The following is a 23,878-nucleotide window of genomic DNA, read 5'->3' on the forward strand; positions in this document are numbered from 1 at the left end:
CAGGAGCCCGCGGCCGCCGGCGGCGGGGGGGGGGGCGGGGGGGGGGGAGGGTGTGGGTTGTACCCCCCCGAGGTTTTGCTGGGGCTCTTGGGGGGTGGGGTCGGGGGGCGGGCTTTTTCCCCCCCCCGACCCGATGCCTTCCGGGAGCTACGGGCGAGGCCTCGCGCCCTGCAGAGTGCGAGGCCTCGGCTGCGGAGCGCTGTGCTCAGAAGGCGGGCAGGACGCCGCCGTCGGGCCACTGGGTCTCGATGAACTCACGCACCTCGTCGGAGTGCAGCAGCCCGTTCAGCGTGACGATCTCCGCACGTTCCTTGTCCTCGCTGCGCACGGCCAGGAAGTTCGCGTACGGGTTGTCCTCGCCGGACTCGACGAACAGGGAGTCCGTCACGGGGTTGAGCCCGGCCTCCAGGGCGTAGTTGCCGTTGATGATGGCCAGGTCGACGTCGTCGAGCGCCCGCACGAGCGACTCCGGGGCCGTCTCGATGAACTCGAAGTTCATCGGGTTGTCCTCGATGTCGAGCAGGGTCGGGTCGGCGTCGCCGGTGTCCGCGAGCGTGATGAGGCCGTTCTTCTCCAGCAGGTCCAGCGCGCGGGCCTGGTTGCCCGGGTCGTTGGTGATGCCGAAGACGGCGTCGTCCGGCACGTCCTCGATCGTCTCCCACTCGTTGGAGTACGCGGCGTAGGGCTCGATGTGCACGCCCTCGAAGTGGTCGAACTCGTACCCCTGCTCCTCGACCTGCGAGGTGAAGTAGGGCAGGTGCTGGAAGTAGTTCGCGTCCAGGTCGCCCTCGGCGAGCGCGGTGTTCGGCAGCACGTAGTCGTCGAAGACCTCGATCTGCAGGTCGATCCCCGCCTCCTCGGCGAGGTTGTCCTTGACGAACTCCAGGACCTCGGCGTGCGGTGTCGGGCTGGCGCCGACGGTGAGCGTCACGGGGCCCGAGGCCTCGGAAGCTGTGTCGTCCGAGCCCTCGTCGGCGGACCCGCCGCAGGCGGCGAGAGTGAGCGCGGTGACGGTCGCGAGCGCGACGACGCTCAGGTTCTTTCTCATGGGTCGTCCTCCAGGACGGTTCGGGGAGATGGGTTCAGCGGTGGTCGAAGGCCCGGGCGAGACGGTCCCCCAGGAGCTGGATAAGGATGACGAGCACGGCGAGCAGCACCACGCAGACCGTCATGACGGCGGTGTCGAAGCGCTGGTAGCCGTACGAGATGGCCAGGGCGCCGAGCCCGCCGGCGCCGATCACGCCCGCCATGGCGGAGTAGCCCAGGAGCGCGATCACGGTGACCGTGAACGAGGAGACGAGTGCGGGCAGCGCCTCGCGCAGCAGCACGTGGACCGTGATGCTGGCCTGGCCGGCGCCCATGACGCGGGCGGCCTCGATCTTGCCGTCGGGCACGTCCCGGAACGCGGTCTCCGCGAGGCGCGCGTAGAAGGGGATGGCGCCCACGGTCAGCGGCACGACGGCGGCCTCCCACTGCAGGGTGGTGCCGACGACGAACCGCGTGAACGGCAGCAGCGCGATCATCAGCACCAGGAACGGCAGGGAGCGCACCACGTTGGCGACCAGGCCGACGACGGCGTTGACCGGCCGGCTCGGCGTCGTGCCGCCGGCCGACGTGCTGTAGAGGAAGACGCCGAGCGGCAGGCCCAGCGCCAGGGTCAGCAGCGAGGAGACCGCGACCATGAGCAGCGTCTCGACGGTCGCCTCCGGGAGCATCTCCTGCACCACGCGGTTGGAGACCAGCTCGTCCCACCAGGTCATCGGGTCACCTCGACCTCGTCGGTGGGTGCGGAGCCGGAGGGCTCTGCGCCAGCCTGCTCACCCAGCAGGCCGCTCTCGGCGAGCCGGGCGCGCACTGCCGCCGTCCGGGCGACGGGCACGTCGAGCTGCAGGCGGCCCACCTGGCGTCCCGCGATGGTCTCGATGGTGCCGGCGGCCACCTGGACGTCCGGGCCGAGGTCCGCGAGCGCGCGCAGCACCTGGTCGGTGGGCGTGCGGTCGGTGGTGTAGGCGACATCCAGCAGCGACCGCTCGCTCCCCACGGGCAGGTCGGGGACCGGGACCAGGTCGCGGGCGAGCCGGGAGCCGGTGCGGCCGGCGACCTCGGCGACGGGCCCGTGCTCGGCGACCCGCCCGCCGTCCAGCAGCGTGACGGTGTCGCAGACCTCGCGCACCACGCTCATCTCGTGGGTGATCACGAGCACGGCGATCGAGAGCCGGTCGCGCAGGTCCCGGATCAGGGAGAGGATCTGCCGTGTGGTCGCCCCGTCCAGCGCCGACGTCGGCTCGTCGCACAGCAGCACCGCGGGCCGGGCGGCCAGGGCGCGGGCGATGCCGACGCGCTGGCGCTGCCCGCCGGAGAGCTGCGCGGGGTGGGCGTCGAGCCGGTCGCCGAGGCCCACCAGGTCGAGCAGCTCCCGCGCCCGCTCGCGCCGCTCCCGGCGTCCGACGCCGGCGATCTGCAGCGGGTACTCGACGTTGCTCGCGATGGTGCGCGAGTCGAGCAGGTTGACGTGCTGGAACACCATGCCGATGCGGCGGCGCGCCGAGCGCAGCCGCCGCTCGGACAGGCCCGTGAGCTCGACGCCGTCGACCTCGACCGTGCCCGAGGTGGGCCGTTCCAGCAGGGTGAGGCAGCGGATGAGGGTGGACTTCCCGGCGCCGGAGTGGCCCACGACGCCGTGGATCTCGCCGGCGGCGACCGTGAGGTCGACGCCGGCGAGGGCGGTCACGGGGCGGGCACCGGCGTCGTACACCTTGCGCAGGCCGGTCAGGCGCACGCGGGGCGTGTCGGTGGAGGTGGGCGGCACGAGGTTCCTTCGGGGTGGTCGACGACGACGTCGGGGTGCGGGCTGCGCATGAAAGCACGCCCACGGGCGTGGTCAGGACCAGGACCAGGAACGTTTCAGGATGTGAGACGGCTGGCGGGCCCTACGCCGCGCGCGCCGCGCGCACCGGGGCGAGCGCGCCCGACCATGCGACCACGTCGTCGAACAGGTCGGTGAGCGCGGCCTCCTGACGCGGCTCCGGGGTCAGGGTCACGTACTCCTCGAAGTCGTGGTGGAACGACAGGGCGACGGCGCTGCGGACGGTCGCCAGGCGCAGCTCGGCCGCGACGAGCCGCAGGTGTTCGACGGCGCGGGTGCCGCCGGCCACGCCGTAGCTGACGAAGCCCGCGGCCTTGTCGTTCCACTCCGCGTAGAGGTAGTCGATGGCGTTCTTGAGCACGCCCGTGGTGGAGTGGTTGTACTCGGGCGTGACGAACACGTACCCGTCGAACCGCCCGATCACCCGCGACCACGCCTTCGTGTGGTCGTGCGTGTACGCGCCGCCGGAGGCCGGGACCGGCTCGTCGAGATGGGGGAGCGGACGGTCCGCGAGGTCGATCAGCTCGAAGGTCGCGTCGGTGCGCTCCTTGGCGCGGTCGAGGACCCACTGCGACACGGCGTCGCTGTAGCGTCCCGGACGGGTGCTGCCGACGATGATGGCGATCTCGGTCATGGTGCTGCTCCTTGGGCGTGGCGCCGGTTCGTGGACGGGAACCGGCGCGTGCGGTGTTGTCGGTCGTCAGCCGGAACAGGCGGCGACAGGCCCTTATGCCGGGTTTCGATCGCGCACTTCGAAGTGCGTCAGGCACCCTGAGGTGCCTGATGGGAAGCCGATGGAGGACGGAGTCGAGATGACCGACGCACATGAGCCCGCGCTCGCCACCGCGGACGGGTCGGTCCCGCGGTGCGCCACCGCCGAGGACCGGGACGCCGTCGGGCGGCTGTTCCGGCGGGTGGGGGACCGCTGGTCGCTGGTGGTGATCGCGCGGCTGCGGGACGGGCCGGTGCGGTTCACCACGCTGCTGCGCGGCATCGACGGCATCTCGCACCGGCTGCTGACGGTCACGCTCAACCGCCTCGCCGACGACGGGCTGGTCTCGCGCCAGGCGTTCGCCGAGGTGCCGCCACGGGTCGAGTACGCCCTGACCGAGCGCGGCGTGTCGCTCCTGGGCCCCGTCGGCGAGCTCGCGGCCTGGGCGGAGCGCAGGACGGAGGACGTGAGCGACTGACGGACACCCCGAGGTCACGTGGTCGGCTCCCGCCGGCCCTGTGACCTGGCCGTTCGCGGGGGCCGGCTCTAGTGTGGCCCGGTGGCCCCCTCGAACTCGCTCCGCATCGCGATAGCCCAGACGACCATCAGTGCGGACGCCCGGCAGAACGGCGAGACCGTGCGGCGGCTCATGCGGGAGGCTGCCGAGGCGGGCGCCCGTCTGATCCAGTTCCCCGAGGGGTGCCTGTCCGGGTACGCGAAGGAACAGATCAGCGACTGGGACCAGGTGGACTGGTCCGCCGTCGAGGAGGAGCACCACCGTGTGGCCGGGCTCGCGGCCGACCTACGACTCTGGGTCGTGCTGGGCAGCACCCACCGGCTCACCCCGCCGCACCGTCCGCACAACAGCCTGTACGTGATCGACGACGCCGGGCAGGTGGTCGGCCGCTACGACAAGCGCTACTGCTCCCACACCGAGATCAACCACTACTACACGCCCGGATTCGAACCGATGACGTTCTCTGTCGACGGGTTCACGTTCGGCTGTGCGATCTGCGTCGAGATCAACTTTCCTGAGCTGTTCTCGGAGTACGAACGGCTCGACGTGGACTGCTTGCTGCTGTCGGCCTACCCGGTGGACTCGATCTTCGAGGTCAAGGCGCGGGCGCACGCCGCGATCAACAACTACTGGCTGGCGATGTCCACCCCCGCACAGACCGCACACCTGCTCCGCTCCGAGCTGATCGGACCGGAGGGGACCGTGCTGGCGCGGGTGGGCGCGGGCGCCGAGCTCGTCATCGGTGAGCTGGACCGGGGCGCGCCGGAGCTCCAGGTCGCTCTGGGCAAGGCCCGTCCGTGGCGAGCCAGCGCCCGGGAGGGCGAGATCTACCGCACGAGGCGTGTCACGGACACGCGGAGCGCCGATCTCACCAACTTCTGAAGAGCGCACGAGCGCTGACCGGCAGGTTGCTCGGCGGCCCACCGTCACCGCAGCGAGCGCGGATCACGGTGGGCCGCCGGTCAGGTCGACGCCGGTGCCTACTTCTCCCAGCCGATGGTCTCCGGCAGCGGCGAGTAGAAGATGGTGCCGCCGATGTTGGCCAGGCCTTCGGACACCCCATAGATCGACGGTCCGCTGAACAGCGGCAGCAGGCCGTACTGCTGCAGGCCCTCACGCTCGATGGCGTTCGTCTCCTTCAGGGCCTCGACCGGGTCGGAGATCGTGGCGGCCTCGGCGATCCGCTCGTCGATCTCCGGTGTACCGGTGCCGGTCAGGTTGTCCAGGCTCTCGCTGCCGTAGAACCCGTCCAGGTCCTTGGCCCCGAACGGGTCCAGCGAGCGGTGCCCCACGTAGAACAGGTCGAAGCGGCGTTCTTCGAGGATCGAGTTCCACTCGCTGTCGGGCGTCGGGTTGATGTCGAGCTGGACCCCTATCGCCTTGAGCTGCTGGGCCAGGGCGCTCGTCCAGGCCTTCTCGAGCGGGTCGTCGCCGAGCAGCGGGTAGTCGAGCTCCAGCCGGGTGCCGTCCTTCTCCCGGACCCCGTCGTCGCCCGCGACGTAGCCTGCCGCCTCGAGGTCGGCGGCCGCCTGCTCCGGGTCGTACGTGACCGCCTGGCCCACGTTGTCCTCGTAGCCCTCCTGGAACGAGTACAGGTAGTTCGAGCCCGGCAGGGGCTCGGCGTAGTCGAGCCCCTGGAACTGGATCTCGGCGATCTGGGCCCGGTCGACGCTCTCGACGATCGCCTTGCGCACCGCGATGTCCGACAGCGCGGGTGACTTGGCGTTGAGCAGCAGCTTGTAGACGAAGGGGCTGCCGCCCTGGCGGATCTCGGTGCCCTCCACGCCCTGCAGGCGCTCCAGGCCCTCGGCGTCGCCGGCCGACGCGTAGTCGAGCTCGCCGTTCCGGAACGCGTTGGTGACGGCGTCCCCCTCCAGGTTCACCAGGACGCGCTTGTCGAGCCGACCCTTCTTGCCCCACCACTTGTCGTTGCGCACGAAGGTGACGTTGCCGGTCTTGGTGTCGAGCTCGCCGATCGTGTACGGGCCGGCGCCCCACTCCGGGTGTGCCTGGTCGACGTAGGCCTCGTTGAAGGTGTCGACGTCGGCCAGCTCCGGGTGGAGCACGGTCGTGAACAGGCCGGGCCACCAGGGGTCGGGGTGCGCGAACTCGATGACCGCCTGCTTGTCCGTCTCGCCCTTGGTCACCGAGGTGATGCCCTTGTAGCCGATGGCGGCGCTGGCGAGATAGTCCTTGTCGGACCCGTTGCTGGTCTTCCAGACCGTCTCGATCGCCCGCCAGTCGATCGGCGTGCCGTCGTTGAACGTCGCGTCCTTGTTGATCGTGATCGTGACCGTCTGCGCGTCGTCGGTGACCTCCTCGGCCACGTCGGCGAAGTAGTCGGGGTTGTACTGCACGTCCCCGGTGGGGGAGAAGGTGATGGTCACCGGGTTGTACCAGTTCCAGAACCGCGAGCTGTTCAGGTCGGAGTTCGTGTGGAACGGGTTGCCCTGGGGTGAGTACGTGCCCGGGACGCGCAGGGTGCCGCCCTCGGCCACGTTCTCGTACGGCTGCGGGTTGTAGTCGACCGGTGCGGGCGCCGCGGTGGCCGTGGGGGTGGAGCCCTGGTCGTCCGCCGGGCCGCCGGTCGAGCAGCCGGCCGCGAGCAGCGCCACGGCGGCGGCCGCGGCGACGGTGCGGACGAGTGGTCCGGTGCGGTGGATCGAGCGTCGTACAGGCATCGGTGTTCCTTCCTGGTTCCGCCCGCGGGATGTGCGGGCCGGGTCTGTGGGGGTGGGTCCGGTCCGGTAGGTCAGGCTGCGTGGCAGGCGGCCCGGGTTCCGGCCGGCGGGGTGTCCAGCTCCGGGCGCCGGGTCAGGCACAGGTGCTGGACGGCGTCGGGCAGGGTGGGGCGCAGCGGACACCGGTCGGCGAAGGCGCAGCCGGGTGGCAGGGCGGCCGCGCTCGGCTGCTCGCCGGCCAGGACGATCCGGGAGCGGGTCCGTTCCCGGACGGGGTCGGGGATGGGCGCGGCGGAGAGCAGCGCGCGGGTGTAGGGGTGGCGGGGGTCGGTGAAGAGGTCCTCGGCGTCGCCGGTCTCCACGAGCCGGCCCAGGTACATCACGACGATCCGGTCCGCGATGTGCCGCACCACGGCCAGGTCGTGCGCCACCACCAGATACGCCAGGCCGAGCTCGGCCTGGAGCCGGGCGAGCAGGTTCAGGACGTCGGCCTGGACCGAGACGTCCAGGGCCGAGACGGGCTCGTCGAGGACGAGCAGCCGGGGCCGGGTCGCCAGCGCGCGGGCGATGGTCACGCGCTGGCGCTGCCCGCCCGAGAATGCGGTGGGGAAGCGATCGAGCGACTCCGGCGGCAGCCCGACCAGGTCGAGCAGCTCCAGTACCCGCGTGCGGGTGGTCGCGGCGTCCACACCCGCCGCGCGCAGCGGTTCGGCGATCAGCTCGTAGACGGGCAGCCGCGGGTCCAGCGCTCCGGTCGGGTCCTGCATGACGATCTGGACCGACTGCCGCAGGTCGCGGGCCGACTGTCGGTCGCGCGGCTTTCCGACGTCGGTGCCGAGCACCTCGATGCTGCCGCTCTCCGGCGCACGCAGGCGCAGCAGCTCCAGGAGCGTCGTCGACTTGCCGCTGCCGGACTCCCCGACGAGGCAGAACGTCTCGCCCGCGCGGATCTCGAAGCTGACGTCGCCCACGGCGCGCAGGGTGCCGACCTGGCGCCGCAGCAGCGCACCCCGGGTGACCGGGAACGACTTGGCGAGGCCCTGGACACGCACCACGGTCTCGCTGACCTCGGCCGGGAGGACGGCGCCGGCGTCCGGGTTGCTGCCGGCGCCGTCGGGCAGTGTCGGGCCGGCGTCGTCGAACACGTCGCCCGGGCGCTGCCCGGAGACCTCGGCCGCCCGCAGGCACGCGCTCGCGTGGGCTCGGCCGGCGACGAGCTCCAGGGTCGGCTCGGCGGTGCGGCACCCGTCGATCGCGAGCGGGCAGCGCGGCGCGAACGGGCAGCCGGCGGGGCGGGCGAGCGGGGACGGCGGCTCCCCGCCGATGGGCACCAGCGGCTCGCGCCGGCGCGCGTCGACCGAGGGCACGGACCCGAGCAGACCCAGGGTGTAGGGCATCGCCGGGGCGGCGAAGACCTCGTGCACCTCGCCCCGCTCGACGACCCGGCCCGCGTACATGACGGCGACGTCGTCGGCGTGGCCGGCCACGACCCCGAGGTCGTGCGTGATCAGCAGCACCCCGGCGCCCGTGACCTCCTTCGCGGTCTCCAGCACGTCGAGCACCTGGGCCTGGACGGTGACGTCCAGGGCAGTGGTCGGCTCGTCGGCGATGATCAGGTCTGGGTCGTTCGCGATCGCCAACGCGATCACCACCCGCTGCCGCATGCCGCCGGAGAACTCGTGGGGGAACTGACGGGCCCGCTGTCGGGGGTCCGGAATCCCGACCAGGTCGAGCAGCTCGACCGCGCGCTCCCACGCCGCGCGCCGGGACGCGCGCGTGTGGACCCGGACGGCGTCGGCGAGCTGACGGCCGACCGTGGAGATCGGGGTGAGCGCGGACAGCGGGTCCTGGAACACGACGCCGATCCGCGCGCCGCGCACGCCGGACCACTGGCGGTCGTCCAGGCCGAGGAGCGGACGCCCGTCCAGGCGCACGTCGCCCTCGACCCGCGCGGTCCCGGGCAGCAGCCCGGCCACGCTCATCGCGGCGGCGGACTTGCCGGAGCCCGACTCGCCGACGATCGCGAGGGTGCGCCCGGCGTGCAGCTCGAGGTCGATGCCGCGCACCGCGTGCACGGGCCCGTGCTCGGAGCCGAACGTGACGTGCAGGTCGCGCACCGACAGCAGCGGGGCGCTCATCCGTGTGCCCCCGCCGTGGAGGTGGGGTCGAGCGCGTCGCGCAGGCCGTCGCCGACCAGTGTCATGGACACGGTCAGCAGCACGAGCAGCCCGGCGGGGAAGCCGAACATCCAGGGCGCGTGCGTGATGTTGGCCGCGCCCGCGGCGAGCATCGAGCCGAGGGAGACGTCGGGCGCCTTGATGCCGAAGCCGAGGAAGGACAGCGACGTCTCGCTGAGCACGGTGCTCACGACACCGAGGGTGAGGTTCACGACGAGCAGGGCTCCCAGGTGGGGGACGATGTGGCGGGCGACGATGCGCCACGCGGGCACACCCATGAACTCGGCCATCAGCACCCAGTCGCGCTCCCGCAGCGACGTCGAGACGGCCCAGATGACACGCGCCGTGGACATCCACCCGAAGAGTGTGAGGACCACGATCAGCACCACCCAGTCGCCCGCCACGCGGTTGGAGACCAGCGCCAGGATCAGGAACGACGGCACGACGAGCAGGAAGTGGATGGTGGCCAGCGCGACGCGCTCGGTACGACCGCCGAGGTAGGCGGCGCCCGCACCCACGAACGCTGCGATCGTGATGGTCGCGGCGGAGACCACGGTCGCGATGACCAGGGAGCGCTGCAGGCCGTGCACCGACTGGGCGAGGATGTCGTTGCCCGCCTGGTTGGTGCCGAAGGGGTGCTCCAGCGACGGCGGCTGGGTGAGCGCGGTGAAGTCGGACTCGTCCCAGCCCTGAACGGTCAGCAGGCCTCCGGCCACGGCGTACAGCACCAGCAGGGCGAACAGCGCGGCGCCCAGGACGGCGCCGCGGTTACGGGCGAACCGGCGCAGGTAGATCCGGGACCGGCCCAGGCGCAAAGGTGCGGGCACCGACTCGGGAAGCGGGCCCGGTGTGGCGCCCGCGGGGAGGTTCGTCATCTCAGGACACCCGCACTCTCGGGTCGAGCAGGGCGGTGGCGACGTCCGCCAGGATCGCCCCGACGGCGGTCGCGACCGCGCCGAACGCCGCGACGGCCACCACGCCGTGCACGTTGTTCAGGGCGATCGTCTGGGTGAAGTAGCTGCCCATGCCCCGCCAGCCGAAGACGGTCTCGGTGATGATCGCCCCCGTGAAGATGGCTGGGATGCTGAAGGCGACAGAGGCCGCGGTGGGGATCAGCGCGGCCGGCAGGGCGTGCCGCCGGATTGCCTGCGCGCGGGTAAGTCCGGTCGCCCGGGCGGTGCGGACGAAGTCGGCGTCGATCGTGTCCAGCAGCAGGGCGCGCTGGGTGAGGTGGTAGCCCACATAGCCGAGCAGCACCAGGTTCGCGGTGGGCAGCAGCAGCCGGACGAGCCGGTCGCCGACGATGTTCCAGGTGCCCTCGATCCCGGGGGCGCCGCTGCCTGCCACCAGGAAGAACTGGTGCCCGATGACGTGGTTGGCCCAGACGGCCAGCAGCACCAGGACCAGCGCGCTCACGGCGGTCGGGACGTTGAACAGCACGACCGAGACGGCCTGGGCGATGCGGTCCGCGGCGCGGTACTGCCGGCTCGCGGTCCAGACCCCGAGGCCGACGCCGAGCACCACCGACAGGAGCACGCCCGCGGTCAGGAGCTGGGCGCTGACGAGCATGCGGAACCCGATCTCGTCGTTCACCCACGTCCCGGTCGGGGACCGCCCCCAGTCGAAGTGCAGGACGACGCCGGTCAGCCAGCCCCACCACCGGCTCAGCAGGGGCTCGGTCGGATCGAGACCGTACGGCGCCAGCGCCGCCGCGATCTGCTCCGGCGTCCGGGGCGGGCGCAGCTCCCGGTAGTTGGACTGGGGGTCGAGGAACCAGCTGGCCAGAAAGTACGTCGCGTTCGTGGCGACGACGATCATGGCCAGCCATCCGGCCGTCTTGCGTGCGATGTAGCGCAGCACCCTTGTCGCTTCCTTCCGAGGCCGGGGCAGGCAGGGCCCGGCGAGCGGCGACACGTTAGGAGCCCGAAGCAATCGTGCAAACCAATGTGGCCAAATGTCCGCATCGTGGACAAAAGGGCCATGGTCGTCGGGTGGTACGCGAGCGGCCCCGCACCTGGGGCAGGTGCGGGACCGTGGCGAGGACGCGGCTCAGAGGACGGGCGGCACCGCGCCGGCGGGTTCGGTGACGGCGGTTGCGCCCAGCAGCGCACGTGGCATGACGGCGACGGCGCGCCGGTCGCGCAGCACCACGGCGTGCCCGGCCTCGTTCGGCCAGTGTTCCAATGCGTCGGTGACGAGCTCGCCGGTACCGACCACGGGCGGGGGCGGTCCGGCGGCGTCGCTGACGGGGGCGATGGCGCGTAGGAAGAGGGCGTGGGCGGTGTCGATGGTGGCGTACCCGATCGTCAGGTCGGGTCGTTCGCCTTCCGTCAGCCAGCTCAAGCTGCCTTGTGTATGTCGAACGGGCCCCGCTGACCCCGGCTCAGTGCGGTGCGTACGTTGGTGATCCCGTCTGGGCCTGGGCGAGTGCGCAGGCGCGTAGACCCAGGAGAGAGTCGGTGTCGGCGATTGACAATCCTTGCAGAGGTTGCGTCTTCGCCGGTCAAGCTGCCCTCGCGATCACGCAAGGGTGTGACGATACCTGCCAAGTCCCCCTCCGGACACTCTTCAACCCGCTGTGACCAGCGGGTTTGCCGAGCAGACGACCGCCGAGCACCTCGTAGAGGTCTCGGCGTTCTTTTTTTGTGGCGCGACCACGGGCGCTGAACGATCCGCCCACGATCTGTAGGTCCCGTCTCCTTCGTGACGAGCGCAGTGGTGATGGTCTCGGACGTGAGGCCGCCCGCGAGGATGCGGACGAGGTCGTTCTTCGTCTCGGCGATCTGCTTGTGCTGGGCACCTGGGCACCTGGGCACCTGGGCAATTTGCCGAGACCGATCCTGATTGCCTACCGCTCCGAACCCTCTAGGTCCTACTCAGGCGGCAGCCTGCCGCCTTCACAACGGAGGATCGGTCATGCGTACGTCAAGAATCGCTCCCTTGGCTGCGACAGCGGCCCTGGTGGGTCTGCCGTCGGTAGCCGCGCCGGCCGTCGCGGCAGAGAGCAACGAGCTCGCTGCTGAGCTCACTCAGCTCGACGACGCCGCAAGCCCAAACAGGATCAGCGCATGACACAGGCCACTGAGAGCCCCGCGGCGCCTTCGGTCGAGCGCTCTCCGGGCGGCGTGGGCTGGGCCGCGCTCGCAGGCGTGCTCGCTGGTGGCGCCGGGCTGGCCGTCGCGGAGCTCGTCGCCGCGGTTGTCGCACCCGGTGCCAGCACGCTCTTCGCGGGCGGCGCCGCCGTGGTGGACGCCGTGCCCCCAGGGCTCAAGGACGTTGCCGTGGAGTGGTTCGGCACCAACGACAAGGCCGTGCTGCTCGCCACGATGGGTGTGGTGCTGGCACTGGGTGCGGCGCTCGCGGGCTGGCTGGAGCTGCGCCGTCCGCCGGCGGGCGCGGTCCTGATGGGAGTTGTCGGCGTCGTCGGGGTCGTGGTCGCGGTGCTGCGCCCGAGCGCGACGCCGCTGTGGGCACTGCCCAGCGCCATCGGGCTGGGCGCCGCAGTGCTCCTGCTGCGTGCCGCCGTGGCGCGGCTGCGGCCTGTGCCGGGCCGGGGCGAGGTCTCGGCGGGCGAGACTCCGGGCGGCGCCGTGAACCGGCGTGGCTTCCTGGCCGTGTCGGGCATCACCGTGGGTGTCGCGGTGCTCGCGCTGGCCGGCTCGCGCGTGCTGTCCGCGGGCTCGACCGCGATCAGCGCCGTGCGGGAGAAGCTGCGCCTGCCCGCAGCGCGCACGCCGGCGCCGCCGGTGCCCGCCGGGGCTGACCTGAAGCTCGACGGCCTGGCGCCGTACGTCACCCCGAACGCGGACTTCTACCGCATCGACACCGCGCTGATCGTGCCGCAGGTGAACCCGCAGGACTGGTCGCTGGAGGTCCGTGGTCTCGTCGACGAGCCGTTCACGCTCACCTGGGACGAGCTCATGGAGCTGCCGATGGAAGAGCACTACGTCACTCTCTCGTGCGTCAGCAACGCCGTGGGCGGCGACCTGGTCGGCAACGCGCTGTGGCTCGGCTACCCGATTCGCGCGCTCCTGGAGCGGGCCAAGCCTCAGGCCGGCGCCGACATGGTGCTCTCCGGCAGCGACGACGGGTTCAGCGCCGGCACGCCGCTGGAGGTGCTCCAGGACCCGGACCGCGAGTGCCTGCTGGCGATCGGTATGAACGGCGAGCCCCTGCCCGAGGAGCATGGCTTCCCCGCGCGGCTCGTGGTGCCCGGCCTGTACGGGTACGTCTCGGCGACCAAGTGGGTCACCTCGCTGGAGGTCACCACCTTCGACGCCGACCAGGGCTACTGGACGCCGCGCGGCTGGTCAGCACTGGGGCCGATCAAGATCGCGTCGCGGATCGACGTGCCGCGCTTGTCCACGCCCGTGTCCGCCGGCGCCGTCACCGTCGCGGGCGTCGCCTGGGCGCAGCACACCGGCATCAGCAAGGTCGAGGTCCGGGCCGACGGCGGGGACTGGGTCACCGCCGAGCTCGCCGAGGCGGTGGGGCCGGACACCTGGCGCCAGTGGCGCACGTCGATCGATCTGGACGCCGGTTACCACAGCCTCGCGGTGCGTGCCACGGACTCGGGCGGACAGGTCCAGACCGAGACCAAGGCGCCGCCGGCTCCCAACGGCGCGTCGGGCTGGCAGACCGTCTCGATCACCGTGGACTGACCGGGGCGGTCGGGCCGTAGGTTCCTGAACTGGAGAAATGCGATCTGACCTGCGGGATCTTGTTCGGGTCCGAGGGGCGGCAGCGCCGGCCCGACGGCAGACGATGTCCCTCGTCGACACATCGGGCAGGTGTGCGTAGGGTGACCGGGTGGGGCGGGCCCAGAAGCGGATCGATGTCTTCATCTCGTACAGCAGGGCCGTCGACTCCCGGCTCGCGCCGGCGATCCAGCGTGGCCTGTCCCGCCTCGCGAAGAAGTGGTACCGGATCCGCGCGCTCACGGTCTTCCGCGACCAGACGGACCTGTCCGCGGCCGACTCGCTCGGCAGCGCGATCGAGCAGGCGCTGGACGACTCCAGGTTCTTCCTGCTTCTCGCCTCGCCCGAGGCTGCTCGGTCGAAGTGGGTGCGCCGGGAGTGCGAGTACTGGCTGCGCACCCGGGGCAGCGGCGCGTTCCTGATCGCATTGACGGACGGCACGATCTCGTGGGACGAGGAAGCCGGCGACTTCGACTGGGCCGCGACCGACGCGCTTCCGCCTGGCCTCGCAGGACAGTTCGATGCAGAACCGATCTGGGAGAACCTCACCTGGTCCCGTGATGTCACGTACCTGACGTTGAGGCACGGCGAGTTCCGCAGTGCGATCGCGACCCTGGCCGCCCCCGTCCACGGCCTCTCCAAGCGCGAGCTCGACAACGAGGACGTCAAGACGTTCCGCCAGCTCATGGGCGCCGCGGGGGTGCTGGTCAGCGGCCTGATGGTGCTCTTCGTCCTCGCTGGGCTCCTGTACCTGCAGGTCGACGTCGAGAAGGACAGGGCACTGGCGAACCTCGGTGACGCGACCGCGCTGAGCACGACCGCGCAGGCACAGCAGCAGCTTGTCGACGACACGGGGCACGACGTGCGCGCCTACCAGTTCCTCCTGGCGGGCCGGTCGGTCGCGAGATCATCCGCGGCCGAGGGCGCCGTGTACGACGCCGGGTTCGACGCCCTGTACACGCACCCGAACCTGCTCGACGTCGTCGCGCCGGCTCCAGGTGTCTCCGAGGGACTGACCACCGTGTCCGCGGACGGCACCCGTGCAGCCTCCGCCACCAGCGCCGGGCATGTCGAGGTGTGGAGCACCGGGACCGGGAACGCCGTCGGGCCGGAGCTGCAGGGCGCGACGGCGCCGGGCGGTGACGCCCTCGGGATCACGTTCAGCTCCGACGGGCGTCGTGTCGCCGTCGTGCACCCGGGAAGCGTCGTCGTGTGGGACACGGAATCCGGCGAGAAGGTGGCTGAGATCGCCAGGGACGTCCAGGTGCTCGAAGCCGGCATCGCGCTGAGCCCGGACGGGGGCATCGTCGCCGTCAACGGCGCGGACCTGCGGCTCTGGGACGTGGGGACCGGGGAACTGATCGATGCGCCGCTGCACGTGGTGGGCGGCGGGCATGTCGCGTTCAGCCCGGACGGGCGCCACGTCGCGTACGTCGACGTCTTCTCGGCCGGCGGCACGGTCCACATCCGTGAGGTCGCTGACCTCGATGGCGACGCGGTCACCTTCGACGACTCCGGCGGCATGTCCACCTGCATCGGCTTCAGCCCTGACGGGCGCGGGATCGCCGTCGGCACCGCCGAAGGGTCGCTGCGGCTGTGGGACGCACGCACGGGCGAGCCTGTGGGTTCCCGGATGACGGGCCACGAGGGCCCCGTGAACGACATCGCTTTCAGCCGCGACGGGACCCGCATAGCCACCACCGGGCAGGACAGGACCGTCCGCCTGTGGGACGCCGCAGCCGGCGAACCGGTCGGCTATCCGCTGACCGGGCCCAACCAGGCGGCCAACTTCGTGCGGTTCTCCCGTGACGGAGACGAGCTCGTCTCCGTCTCCTCCGACTACACGGTGCGGCGGTGGGACACCATGACGGGCTCGGAACCGCTCGATCTCGACGGACCGCTCGGCCCTGCACAGATCGCAGTCTCTCCTCAGGGAACCCGAGTGGCCGCGGGTGGGGCCCACGGGCTTCAGGTCTGGGACTACGTGACCGGGGAGCGGGTCGCGTCGGTACCGGTTCGCGACGGCGTCCGGAGCGTCGATTTCAGCCCGGACGGACGGTCGATCGTGATCGTGACCGTGCTCGGCGGCGACGTGATGGTCTGGGACGGCACGTCGCTGCGGCCCGTGTCCTTCACACCCTCCATCGACGCGGCCACGACGGCCGCGTTCATGCCCGAAGGGCTGCCGTTCATGCCCACCGGCACGGAGATCGCCGTCGGAACCGCGTCCGGCGACCTGGTGCTCGAGGACGTCGACGAGAACCTCGACGGCACTCCCGGCGCTACGATCCCTATCGGCTGCCCCGTCGGCCACATCGAGATCAGCGATGACGGCATGCGCCTCGCGAGCGGCTGCGTCGACAGCAGCAAGCTCGTCACTGTGGACGGGGCCACGGGATCAGCCGAGGTAGAGGAAGGGCCGGCCGCTGTCGACACGACGGTGTTCAGCCCGGACGGCAACACGCTGATCACCGGGACCTCCGACGGTCTGGTGTACCGCCGCGTCGGGAGTGCCGGCCGGAGCGCCTCCGTCGGCGTCCACCGCGACCGGATCACCGCTGTCGCCTACAGCCCCGACGGGCGGTTCTTTGCGTCCGCGAGCGAGGACGGCTCGGTGATCATCTATCCCGCGACGAGCACGCGGATCTCGGCCCGGCTCACTACCGGATTCGACTCCGTCGCCGCGCTCGCCTTCACGCCCGACGGCAGCCACCTCGTGGCGTTCGGCGGCAGTGAGCGCTCCGCCCGGATCTGGCGGGTCTTCCCGGACATCGGCACCGCGCTGTGCGACCGGACGCCGTACAACCTGAACGAGGAAGACTGGAACAAGTGGGTCTCGTCATCGCTCGACCACGAACTGCCGTGCCCCGGCAAGCCACCGGAGCCGGGCAGAGGTTCGTAGGACGTCCCGCTGCCTCGATTTGGGCACTGGACAGCACCGTCCGGAATGCTGTTGTATCGATTCAGTCGAGGGCCCGGGGTGAATCTTGCTCTGTTGGCTGTCGGCTTTCGTGGTCGATCCAGGCGTGAGCAAGGAGGCTCCCAGAGACCGCCGTCCACGAGAAGTGCCAGGTACGGCACGTGCACGCAGCCGATGCACGGCCCAGGCCAGGCAGTTTCGCTCGAACTGACCCAGTCCTTCTCCGACCTGCTCGGAGTGCGATGACGCAAGGAGGAATGAGCCATGCGAACGACCAGAACCACCGTAGGAGCCGTGGCCGTGCTGATGGTGGGTGCGCTTGCCGTCGGGGGCGGCCCGGCAGGCGCGCAGCCAGGCCCAGGGAGCGGCCCCGGAAGCGCCGGGAACGTGCAGCTCGAACATCTCGACCGCGGGCTCGTCGCCGCGAGCACCAGCGAGGGCGTCTTCCTCTCCTGGCGCCTGCTGGTCGACGAGGTCACCGGGCACACCGACGCGGGGATGGCGGGCGCCGACTTCGTCGTCTACCGCGACGGCAGGCGCGTCGCCACGGTCACGGACTCGACCAACTACGTCGACGCGGCCGGCGGTGCGGCGTCCCGGTACGCCGTCGCGCCGGTGACGCGGGGCAAGGGCGGCGGCGAGCGGATCGGGACGCGCAGCGCCCCGGTGACCGCCTGGTCCGACGGCCACCTCGACATCCCGCTGAACAAGCCCGCCGACGGCGTGACGCCCGCGGGGGAGAGCTTCACGTACTCGGCGAACGACGCGTCGGTCGCGGATCTCGACCGGGACGGCGAGCTCGAGATCGTGCTCAAGTGGGACCCGTCCAACTCGAAGGACGTGTCGCAGAAGGGATACACGGGCAACGCGTACCTGGACGCCTACGAGCTGGACGGCACCCAGCTCTGGCGCATCGATCTGGGGGTCAACATCCGGGCGGGCGCGCACTACACGCAGTTCCCCGTCTACGACTTCGACGGCGACGGCCAGGCCGAGGTCATGATGAAGACCGCGCCCGGCACGAAGGTCACGACCTACCGGAACGGCCGGCCTGCCGGCGAGCGGTACGTGCCGATCTCACGGGAGGACCGCCGGGCGGGCGTCACCGACGGGTCCGACTTCCGCTGGAGCGCGGCGGACTACGCCGACCATCTGGTGGAGCTGTTCCAGGGATGGACCGACGAGCCCGAGGTCCGCAGCGGCCAGTGGCCGGCGACGCTCGAGGAGGCGTTCGGCATCGAGCAGAGGTACACCTACCCGCTCTCGGCCGCCGACGCCCGCGAGCTGGTGGACTACTACATCGACGAGTGGGCGCCGGCCCGGTCCGACCGCAACGACCTGCGCACCTTCGCCGGCTTCGTCCAGACCGGGCCGGAGTACCTCACCGTCTTCGACGGCCGCTCCGGCCGGCCCCTGGAGACCGTCGACTACGAGCCCGGGCGCACCGACGACGGACTGCGCTGGGGCGACTACGAGTGGACCCGCATCGAGCCCGGCAACCGGGTCGACCGGTTCCTGTCCGGCGTCGCCTACCTCGACGGCGAGCACCCGTCGGCGATCTTCGCGCGCGGGTACTACACGCGGGCCGCGATCGTGGCCTACGACTGGGACGGGCGGGACCTGTCCACGCGCTGGGTCGCGGACTCCGGGTTCAAGCCGATGAACAACCCCTTCCTGGACAGCGAGAACAAGGACGTCGAGCCGGACCCGGACAACGAGCTCACGCGGCTGTGGGGTCAGGGGTTCCACTCGTTGTCCGCGGCGGACGTCGACGGCGACGGCAGGCACGAGATCGTCTACGGCGCGGCCACCCTCGACGACGACGGCACGCTGCTGTACTCGTCGTCCGACACCCTGCCCGAGGGGTCGGCGGACCCCGGCGCGACCGCGAACCTGGGCCACGGCGACGCCATGCACGTGACCGACGTCGACCCGTCGCGCCCGGGCCTGGAGATCTGGACCTGCCACGAGGGCGGCGCGGGTGTGCCCTACGGTTCCGTGCTGCGCGACGCCGCCACGGGCGAGGCGCTGTTCGGCGCGTACTCCGGCGTCGACACCGGACGCGCCCTTCTGGGCGACGTGCGACCGGACGTGCCTGGCCTGGAGGTCTGGCGCAGCGCCCAGGCGGGCGACGACCGGCCGCGGGCCGCCGGCCTGCTCAGCGCGACCGGTGAGCTGCTGGACCAGACAGGTCCCGGCCTCAACCAGAGCATCCGGTGGGCCGGTGACGGCACGACCCAGGTCGTGAGCGGTGACCGGGAGGAGACGCCGACCATCGAGGACTGGTCCAGGGGCACGGTGCTGACCGCCGAGGGCACCCGCACCAACAACTACTGGAAGGGCAACCCGTCGCTCGTCGCCGACATCCTCGGTGACTGGCGTGAGGAGCTCGTCTTGCCCACCGTGGACTCCTCGGCCCTACGGATCTACACGTCCACCGAGGTGAGCGGGATCAAGATGTACACGCTGCTGCACGACCCGCAGTACCGCGCCGAGGTGGCGCGGCAGCAGACCACCTACAACCAGCCGTCGCACCCGGGGTTCTACCTCGCGTCCGACACCGACTGGTCCCGGGTACCCGTCCCGTCACTGCGGTAGCGGTCCGGGACTGCTGGACATGCTTCGCTGAGGTGCCAGCCTGGTACCTCAGCGAAGCAGGGCTCACCGACCCCGGGGTACCAGCCGCACGAGCTGCGTGACGTGCTTGGGCTCGAGCTCGTCGAGGCTGTGTGCCCCGAGCAGCTTCATGGTCCGGACGACCTCGGTCGCGAGGATCTCGAGGGCGCGATCCACCCCGGCCCGGCCTCCGGCCATGAGTCCGTACAGGTAGGCGCGGCCGACCATGGTGAACCGTGCACCGAGCGCCACGGAGGCGACGATGTCCGCACCGTTCATGATGCCGGTGTCCAGGCCGATCTCGGTGTGCGCGCCGACCTCGCGGACCACGTCGGGCAGCAGGTGGAACGGGACGGGGGCGCGGTCGAGCTGGCGGCCGCCGTGGTTGGACAGGACGATGCCGTCGACGCCGTGGTCCACGAGGGCCTTCGCGTCACCCACGGACTGCACACCCTTGACCACGATCTTTCCTGGCCACATCTCCCGGATGATCGACAGGTCCTCGTAGCTGATCGTCGGGTCCATGGCCGAGTCGACCAGCTCCCCGACGGTGCCGCCCGTGGAGGAGAGCGATGCGAACTCGAGCTTGGGCGTGGTGAGGAAGTCGACCCACCACCACGGTCGCGGGATCGCGTCGACGACGGTGCCGAGCGTCAGCGCCGGCGGGATCGAGAAGCCGTTGCGGTTGTCCCGCAGGCGCGCACCCGCGACCGGCGTGTCGACGGTGAAGTGCAGGGTGTCGAACCCGGCCTCGGCTGCTCGGTCCACGAGGTCGTAGGAGACCTCGCGCTGCCGCATCACGTAGAGCTGGAACCAGTTGCGGCCGGTCGGGTTGGCCGCGGCGACGTCCTCGATGGAGGTCGTGCCCAGGGTCGAGAGGGTGAAGGGGATGCCGACGGCGCCCGCGGCCCCGGCCCCGGCGGTCTCGCCCTCGGTCTGCATCAGGCGCGTGAACCCGGTCGGTGCGATCGCGAAGGGGAACGCCATCGGGCCGCCGAGCACCTCGCGGCCGGTGTCGACGTGCGACACGTCGCGCAGCACCTCCGGGTGGAACTCGATGTCACGGAACGCGCCACGGGCGCGCGCCAGCGACAGCTCGCCCTCGGCGGCGCCGTCGGTGTAGTCGAAGGCTGCCTTCGGGGTGCGGCGCTTCGCGATCAGGCGCAGGTCCGCGATGGTGAGGGCGGCCGAGAGCCGACGGCGGCGCGCGTCGAAGTCGGGACGCTTGAACTGCATGAGCTCCAGGAGCTCCTGGGGCTTGGGGAACTGGCGCTGGACCACGGCTACCTCGACGGGTTGGTGACGGACGGAAAGGAATTTTCGCACGATGGCGCGCGGGTCTTCGGGCCAGCTGCTGAGCAGCCATGGGTGCGGGGCTGTCGGGCTCAGTCGCCTCGGGACGGCATCCACGGAATGGCCCGTCGCCGCCCGGGACGAGATCCTCAAAGGAGCGTGAACGCAATGGCGCGTACCCCGAAGCAGACGGCGAGCGAAGCCGATGGTTTGACCTACCGCCGAGCCCGTACCTGGGAGATCGCCTTCTCCCAGATGAACAACGGCTCGGCCATGGTCTTCTACACCCTCGTCGGTCTCATGAGCTATCTGCAGAACGCCGGGTACGGCATCGCGGTCGCGGCCGCCGGCCGTGGGGGATGCCCAGCCGCCCGCCGGCCCGAAGGATGGCGAGCCGGCGGCTTACGCGCCCCGCGGCGTCAGGCGTCGCTTTCGTCCGGTTGCCTCGCGGGCCCGAGCGAGTCGGGCATACCTGTTGTTGAATCCGAGTAACGTCTATTTGGAAACGGTGACCGCGATGAACGGTCTGAGCCTGGGGATCCCCGGGGTGGTGGGGGTCAGACCAGGAACGCACTTCTGTGCGCTCTACTCAGGCCCGGACGAGCGCGACCGGCTGTTGTTCTCCTTCCTGGAGGAGGGGTTGCGACACGGCGACAAGTGTCTGTGCCTGATCGACGACGTCGAGCCGGAGCGGGTCCGCGACCGGGCCTTGCGACCGGCGGGACCGGAGCGCTCGCCCCGGTCGGCTCAGCTCGACGTCGAACGGGCGTCGGACACCTACCTCCGTTCGGGGGCGTTCAGCATCGACGACATGATGAGCTTCCTCCTCGAGCGGATGGACGCGGCCGTCGGCGACGACTTCGGCCTCCTGCGTGCCGCCGGCGAGATGTCGTGGGTGCTGCCGGGTCCCCCGGGCTGGGAAGAGCTGTTCCGCTACGAGTCGGCCGTCAACCAGGCCGTCGTGCAGATGCCCGCCATCCTCATCTGCCTCTACGACCTGCAGAAGTTCGGGGCCGACATGCTCGTCGAGGTGCTGCATACCCACCCGCGGGTCCTGCTGGACCGCACCGTCATCGACAACCCGCACTACGTGGACCCGACGGAGTACGCCCCGCCCGCCGAGCTCACCTCGGGATCGCCGTATCCGCTGGTCAAGGCAGGTGCGGGTCGCGATGAGGTAACGGACCGGTGGGCGTCCCTGACCGACGCGGAGCTGCGGATCGCCTCCGGCGTCGCCCAGGGGCTGACCAACCGCGAGATCGCGGAGGAGCTGTACCTGTCCCCGCACACCGTGGATGCCCACCTCAAGCACGTCTACCTCAAGCTCGACATCCATACGCGCGTCGAGCTGACCGTGCTCGCCCTGCAGCACCACGGCGCAACGGGCTAGCCCGGGCGGTCCCCTCGATTACCCCGTTCACGGGATGTGGGTGACGTGCACGCCCGAGCAGCATGGCCGGTGGAACGTACCTCCGGCGAATGGACCAGTCATGGGCAGGGCAGTCGGTATCGACCTGGGAACGACCAACTCGGTGATCGCGGCGATGGAAGGTGTACAGCCGCAGGTCATCCCCAACACGGAGGGCAACCGGACGACGCCGTCGGTGGTCGCCTTCCTGGAGAACGGCGAGCGGCTGGTCGGTCAGATGGCCCGACGCCAGGCGATCCTGAATCCGAAGGGCACGATCTACTCGGCGAAGCGATTCATCGGCCGCAAGTTCGACGAGCTCAGCAGCGAGCTGAACGCCGTCTCGTTCGACGTGGTCGCCGATCCGGACGGCGCGGCGCGCTTCCGGGTCAACGGAAAGCTCTACGCCCCGGAGGAGATCTCGGCGCAGGTGCTCCGCAAGCTGGTCGACGACGCCGGGAAGTTCCTCGGCGAACGGGTCACCGAAGCGGTCATCACCGTCCCCGCGCACTTCAGCGACGCGCAGCGACAGGCCACCAAGGACGCCGGCAGGATCGCCGGGCTCGAGGTGCTCCGGATCATCAACGAGCCGACGGCGGCGGCCCTGGCCTACGGGATGGACAAGCTCGAGAACGAGACCGTGCTGGTCTTCGACCTCGGCGGCGGCACGTTCGACGTGAGCATCCTGACGGTCGGGGAGGGGGTGGTCGAGGTCCGGTCGACGGCGGGGGACACCCACCTGGGCGGCGACGACTTCGACCGCCGCATCGTCGACCACCTGGCCGAGGAGTTCAAGAAGTCCAACGGCATCGACCTCCGCGACGACCCCCAGGCCCTGCAGCGGCTGTTCGAGGCTGCCGAGAAGGCCAAGGTGGAGCTCTCGGCGGTGTCGCAGACCGCCGTCAACCTGCCCTTCGTCACTGCTGATGCCTCGGGCCCCAAGCACCTCAACGTCAACCTGATGAGATCGACGTTCGAGCAGCTCACCGACGACCTCGTCGAACGCTGCCTCGGTCCGGTCAAGCAGGCCATGAAGGACGCCAAGGTGACCGCGGACGACATCGACGAGGTCATCCTCGTGGGCGGCTCGACGCGGATCCCGGCCGTGCAGGCGCTGGTACGCCGCCTGACCGGTGGCAAGGAACCCAACATGACCGTCAACCCGGACGAGGTCGTCGCCATCGGCGCGGCCGTCCAGGCCGCGGTCATCAAGGGCGACGTCAAGGACGTCCTGCTGCTCGACGTCACGCCCCTGTCGCTGGGTCTCGAGACGATGGGCGGGGTGATGACCACGGTCATCGAACGCAACACGACCATCCCGGCCCGCCGCACCGAGATCTTCAGCACGGCGGAGGACAACCAGCCGGCCGTCGACGTCGTCGTCCTCCAGGGCGAACGGGAGCGAGCTGCCGACAACCGCGTGCTCGCCCGGTTCCGGCTGGAGAAGATCCGGCCCGCGCCCCGCGGCGTGCCCCAGATCGAGGTGACCTTCGACATCGACGCCAACGGCATCCTGCACGTCTCGGCGCGCGACAAGGACACCGGCGCCGAACAGCAGGTGACCATCAGCGAGACCTCGACGCTGAGCCAGGAGGAGGTCGACCGGATGATCAAGGACGCCGAGTCCCACCGTGGCGAGGACGCGGCGCTGCGTGAACGGGTCGACGCCCGGAACGAGCTCGACTCCGTGGCCTATCAGGTCGGCAAGGTGCTCGAGGAGGCCGGCACGTCCGTGCCCGAGCACGACCGTGCGCGTGCCGAGATGCTCGTCGGGGAGGCCCGGCAGGCTGTCGAGGGCGACGAGCCTGTCGACCGCCTCCGCGCACTCACCGGGGAGCTCCACCAGCTGCACCAGGCGCTGGGTGCCGCCACCCGCGGTGCCGGGTCGTCGACGGCCGGGTCGTCGACGTCGACGTCGAGCGCCTCCGGCGGTGGGTCGTCCGGTGATGACGACGACGTCATCGACGCCGAGTTCACGTCCCACTGACCGC

The 23,878-nt window shown here is 70.9% G+C and carries 18 protein-coding genes; 8 read left to right on the forward strand and 10 right to left on the reverse strand.

Going from position 1 to position 23,878, the window contains the following annotated elements:
- Positions 1–205 precede the first annotated feature (205 nt).
- The 4 genes from ACFV9Q_RS19215 to ACFV9Q_RS19230 all read right to left on the reverse strand — a co-directional run bounded on the left by ACFV9Q_RS19215 (position 206) and on the right by ACFV9Q_RS19230 (position 3,500).
- Entirely contained in the window at positions 206–1,048 is an 843-nt protein-coding gene (locus ACFV9Q_RS19215) for a MetQ/NlpA family ABC transporter substrate-binding protein (RefSeq protein ID WP_377235706.1), read from the reverse strand.
- A 34-nt stretch (positions 1,049–1,082) separates the two neighbouring features.
- Positions 1,083–1,760, reverse strand: coding sequence for a methionine ABC transporter permease (locus ACFV9Q_RS19220; RefSeq protein ID WP_377235707.1), 678 nt, complete (start codon positions 1,758–1,760; stop codon positions 1,083–1,085).
- Positions 1,757–2,809, reverse strand: coding sequence for a methionine ABC transporter ATP-binding protein (locus tag ACFV9Q_RS19225; protein WP_377235708.1), 1,053 nt, complete (start codon positions 2,807–2,809; stop codon positions 1,757–1,759). The genes ACFV9Q_RS19220 and ACFV9Q_RS19225 overlap by 4 nt, the downstream gene beginning before the upstream one ends.
- 121 nt (positions 2,810–2,930) lie before the next feature.
- A complete protein-coding gene (locus ACFV9Q_RS19230; RefSeq protein WP_377235709.1) occupies positions 2,931–3,500 on the reverse strand; it encodes an NADPH-dependent FMN reductase in 570 nt (189 codons plus the stop codon).
- A gap of 178 nt (positions 3,501–3,678) precedes the next feature.
- Between ACFV9Q_RS19230 and ACFV9Q_RS19235 the strand changes: the two genes are divergently transcribed.
- Both ACFV9Q_RS19235 and ACFV9Q_RS19240 read left to right on the forward strand, forming a co-directional pair.
- Positions 3,679–4,056 (forward strand): winged helix-turn-helix transcriptional regulator, encoded by a 378-nt coding sequence (locus ACFV9Q_RS19235; protein WP_377235710.1) that lies wholly within the window; start codon positions 3,679–3,681, stop codon positions 4,054–4,056.
- An 81-nt stretch (positions 4,057–4,137) separates the two neighbouring features.
- The gene (locus ACFV9Q_RS19240; protein WP_377235711.1) at positions 4,138–4,977 is read left to right on the forward strand and encodes a carbon-nitrogen hydrolase family protein; all 840 of its coding nucleotides are present in this window, start codon (positions 4,138–4,140) and stop codon (positions 4,975–4,977) included.
- A 98-nt stretch (positions 4,978–5,075) separates the two neighbouring features.
- On the opposite strand, the gene ACFV9Q_RS19245 is transcribed toward ACFV9Q_RS19240, so the two are convergent.
- From ACFV9Q_RS19245 to ACFV9Q_RS19265, 5 genes are all read right to left on the reverse strand, one after another.
- The gene (locus ACFV9Q_RS19245) at positions 5,076–6,776 is read right to left on the reverse strand and encodes an ABC transporter family substrate-binding protein (protein ID WP_377235712.1); all 1,701 of its coding nucleotides are present in this window, start codon (positions 6,774–6,776) and stop codon (positions 5,076–5,078) included.
- 71 nt (positions 6,777–6,847) lie between these two features.
- The gene (locus ACFV9Q_RS19250) at positions 6,848–8,914 is read right to left on the reverse strand and encodes a dipeptide ABC transporter ATP-binding protein (RefSeq protein WP_377235713.1); all 2,067 of its coding nucleotides are present in this window, start codon (positions 8,912–8,914) and stop codon (positions 6,848–6,850) included.
- Entirely contained in the window at positions 8,911–9,828 is a 918-nt protein-coding gene (locus tag ACFV9Q_RS19255; RefSeq protein WP_377235714.1) for an ABC transporter permease, read from the reverse strand. The genes ACFV9Q_RS19250 and ACFV9Q_RS19255 overlap by 4 nt, the downstream gene beginning before the upstream one ends.
- A 1-nt stretch (position 9,829) precedes the next feature.
- Positions 9,830–10,813 carry an ABC transporter permease gene (locus tag ACFV9Q_RS19260; RefSeq protein WP_377235715.1) on the reverse strand — a complete coding sequence of 328 codons (984 nt, stop codon included), beginning with the start codon at positions 10,811–10,813 and terminating at the stop codon, positions 9,830–9,832.
- 189 nt (positions 10,814–11,002) lie between these two features.
- Complete coding sequence (locus ACFV9Q_RS19265) at positions 11,003–11,296, reverse strand: hypothetical protein (protein WP_377235716.1); 294 nt, start codon at positions 11,294–11,296, stop codon at positions 11,003–11,005.
- Between the two features lie 725 nt (positions 11,297–12,021).
- Between ACFV9Q_RS19265 and ACFV9Q_RS19270 the strand changes: the two genes are divergently transcribed.
- From ACFV9Q_RS19270 to ACFV9Q_RS19280, 3 genes are all read left to right on the forward strand, one after another.
- Positions 12,022–13,614 (forward strand): molybdopterin-dependent oxidoreductase, encoded by a 1,593-nt coding sequence (locus tag ACFV9Q_RS19270; protein WP_377235717.1) that lies wholly within the window; start codon positions 12,022–12,024, stop codon positions 13,612–13,614.
- A gap of 148 nt (positions 13,615–13,762) precedes the next feature.
- On the forward strand, positions 13,763–16,552 hold the full coding sequence (locus ACFV9Q_RS19275) for a TIR domain-containing protein (RefSeq protein ID WP_377235718.1): 2,790 nt from the start codon (positions 13,763–13,765) through the stop codon (positions 16,550–16,552).
- 282 nt (positions 16,553–16,834) lie between these two features.
- Positions 16,835–19,168: a rhamnogalacturonan lyase gene (locus ACFV9Q_RS19280; protein ID WP_377235719.1), complete on the forward strand. Its 2,334-nt coding sequence runs from the start codon at positions 16,835–16,837 to the stop codon at positions 19,166–19,168.
- A gap of 63 nt (positions 19,169–19,231) precedes the next feature.
- On the opposite strand, the gene ACFV9Q_RS19285 is transcribed toward ACFV9Q_RS19280, so the two are convergent.
- Entirely contained in the window at positions 19,232–20,467 is a 1,236-nt protein-coding gene (locus ACFV9Q_RS19285; protein ID WP_377235720.1) for an alpha-hydroxy-acid oxidizing protein, read from the reverse strand.
- A gap of 171 nt (positions 20,468–20,638) precedes the next feature.
- Here ACFV9Q_RS19285 and ACFV9Q_RS19290 point away from each other — a divergent pair, with 171 nt between their 5' ends.
- From ACFV9Q_RS19290 to dnaK, 3 genes are all read left to right on the forward strand, one after another.
- The gene (locus ACFV9Q_RS19290; protein WP_377235721.1) at positions 20,639–20,971 is read left to right on the forward strand and encodes a hypothetical protein; all 333 of its coding nucleotides are present in this window, start codon (positions 20,639–20,641) and stop codon (positions 20,969–20,971) included.
- A 25-nt stretch (positions 20,972–20,996) separates the two neighbouring features.
- On the forward strand, positions 20,997–21,869 hold the full coding sequence (locus tag ACFV9Q_RS19295; RefSeq protein WP_377235722.1) for an MEDS domain-containing protein: 873 nt from the start codon (positions 20,997–20,999) through the stop codon (positions 21,867–21,869).
- A gap of 100 nt (positions 21,870–21,969) precedes the next feature.
- Entirely contained in the window at positions 21,970–23,874 is a 1,905-nt protein-coding gene (dnaK, locus tag ACFV9Q_RS19300) for a molecular chaperone DnaK (protein WP_377235723.1), read from the forward strand.
- Positions 23,875–23,878: the final 4 nt, after the last annotated feature.

Source organism: Promicromonospora sp. NPDC059942, from assembly GCF_042731755.1.
Lineage (GTDB): Bacteria > Actinomycetota > Actinomycetes > Actinomycetales > Cellulomonadaceae > Promicromonospora.

Excerpts from the sequence above, each read along its gene's own strand:
- ACFV9Q_RS19295 (WP_377235722.1), top strand. The coding sequence starts at position 20,997 with ATGAACGGTCTGAGCCTGGGGATCCCCGGGGTGGTGGGGGTCAGACCA.
- ACFV9Q_RS19250 (WP_377235713.1), bottom strand. The coding sequence starts at position 8,914 with ATGAGCGCCCCGCTGCTGTCGGTGCGCGACCTGCACGTCACGTTCGGC.
- ACFV9Q_RS19245 (WP_377235712.1), bottom strand. The coding sequence starts at position 6,776 with ATGCCTGTACGACGCTCGATCCACCGCACCGGACCACTCGTCCGCACC.
- ACFV9Q_RS19230 (WP_377235709.1), bottom strand. The coding sequence starts at position 3,500 with ATGACCGAGATCGCCATCATCGTCGGCAGCACCCGTCCGGGACGCTAC.
- ACFV9Q_RS19270 (WP_377235717.1), top strand. The coding sequence starts at position 12,022 with ATGACACAGGCCACTGAGAGCCCCGCGGCGCCTTCGGTCGAGCGCTCT.
- ACFV9Q_RS19255 (WP_377235714.1), bottom strand. The coding sequence starts at position 9,828 with ATGACGAACCTCCCCGCGGGCGCCACACCGGGCCCGCTTCCCGAGTCG.
- ACFV9Q_RS19215 (WP_377235706.1), bottom strand. The coding sequence starts at position 1,048 with ATGAGAAAGAACCTGAGCGTCGTCGCGCTCGCGACCGTCACCGCGCTC.
- ACFV9Q_RS19280 (WP_377235719.1), top strand. The coding sequence starts at position 16,835 with ATGCGAACGACCAGAACCACCGTAGGAGCCGTGGCCGTGCTGATGGTG.
- dnaK (WP_377235723.1), top strand. The coding sequence starts at position 21,970 with ATGGGCAGGGCAGTCGGTATCGACCTGGGAACGACCAACTCGGTGATC.
- ACFV9Q_RS19235 (WP_377235710.1), top strand. The coding sequence starts at position 3,679 with ATGACCGACGCACATGAGCCCGCGCTCGCCACCGCGGACGGGTCGGTC.
- ACFV9Q_RS19220 (WP_377235707.1), bottom strand. The coding sequence starts at position 1,760 with ATGACCTGGTGGGACGAGCTGGTCTCCAACCGCGTGGTGCAGGAGATG.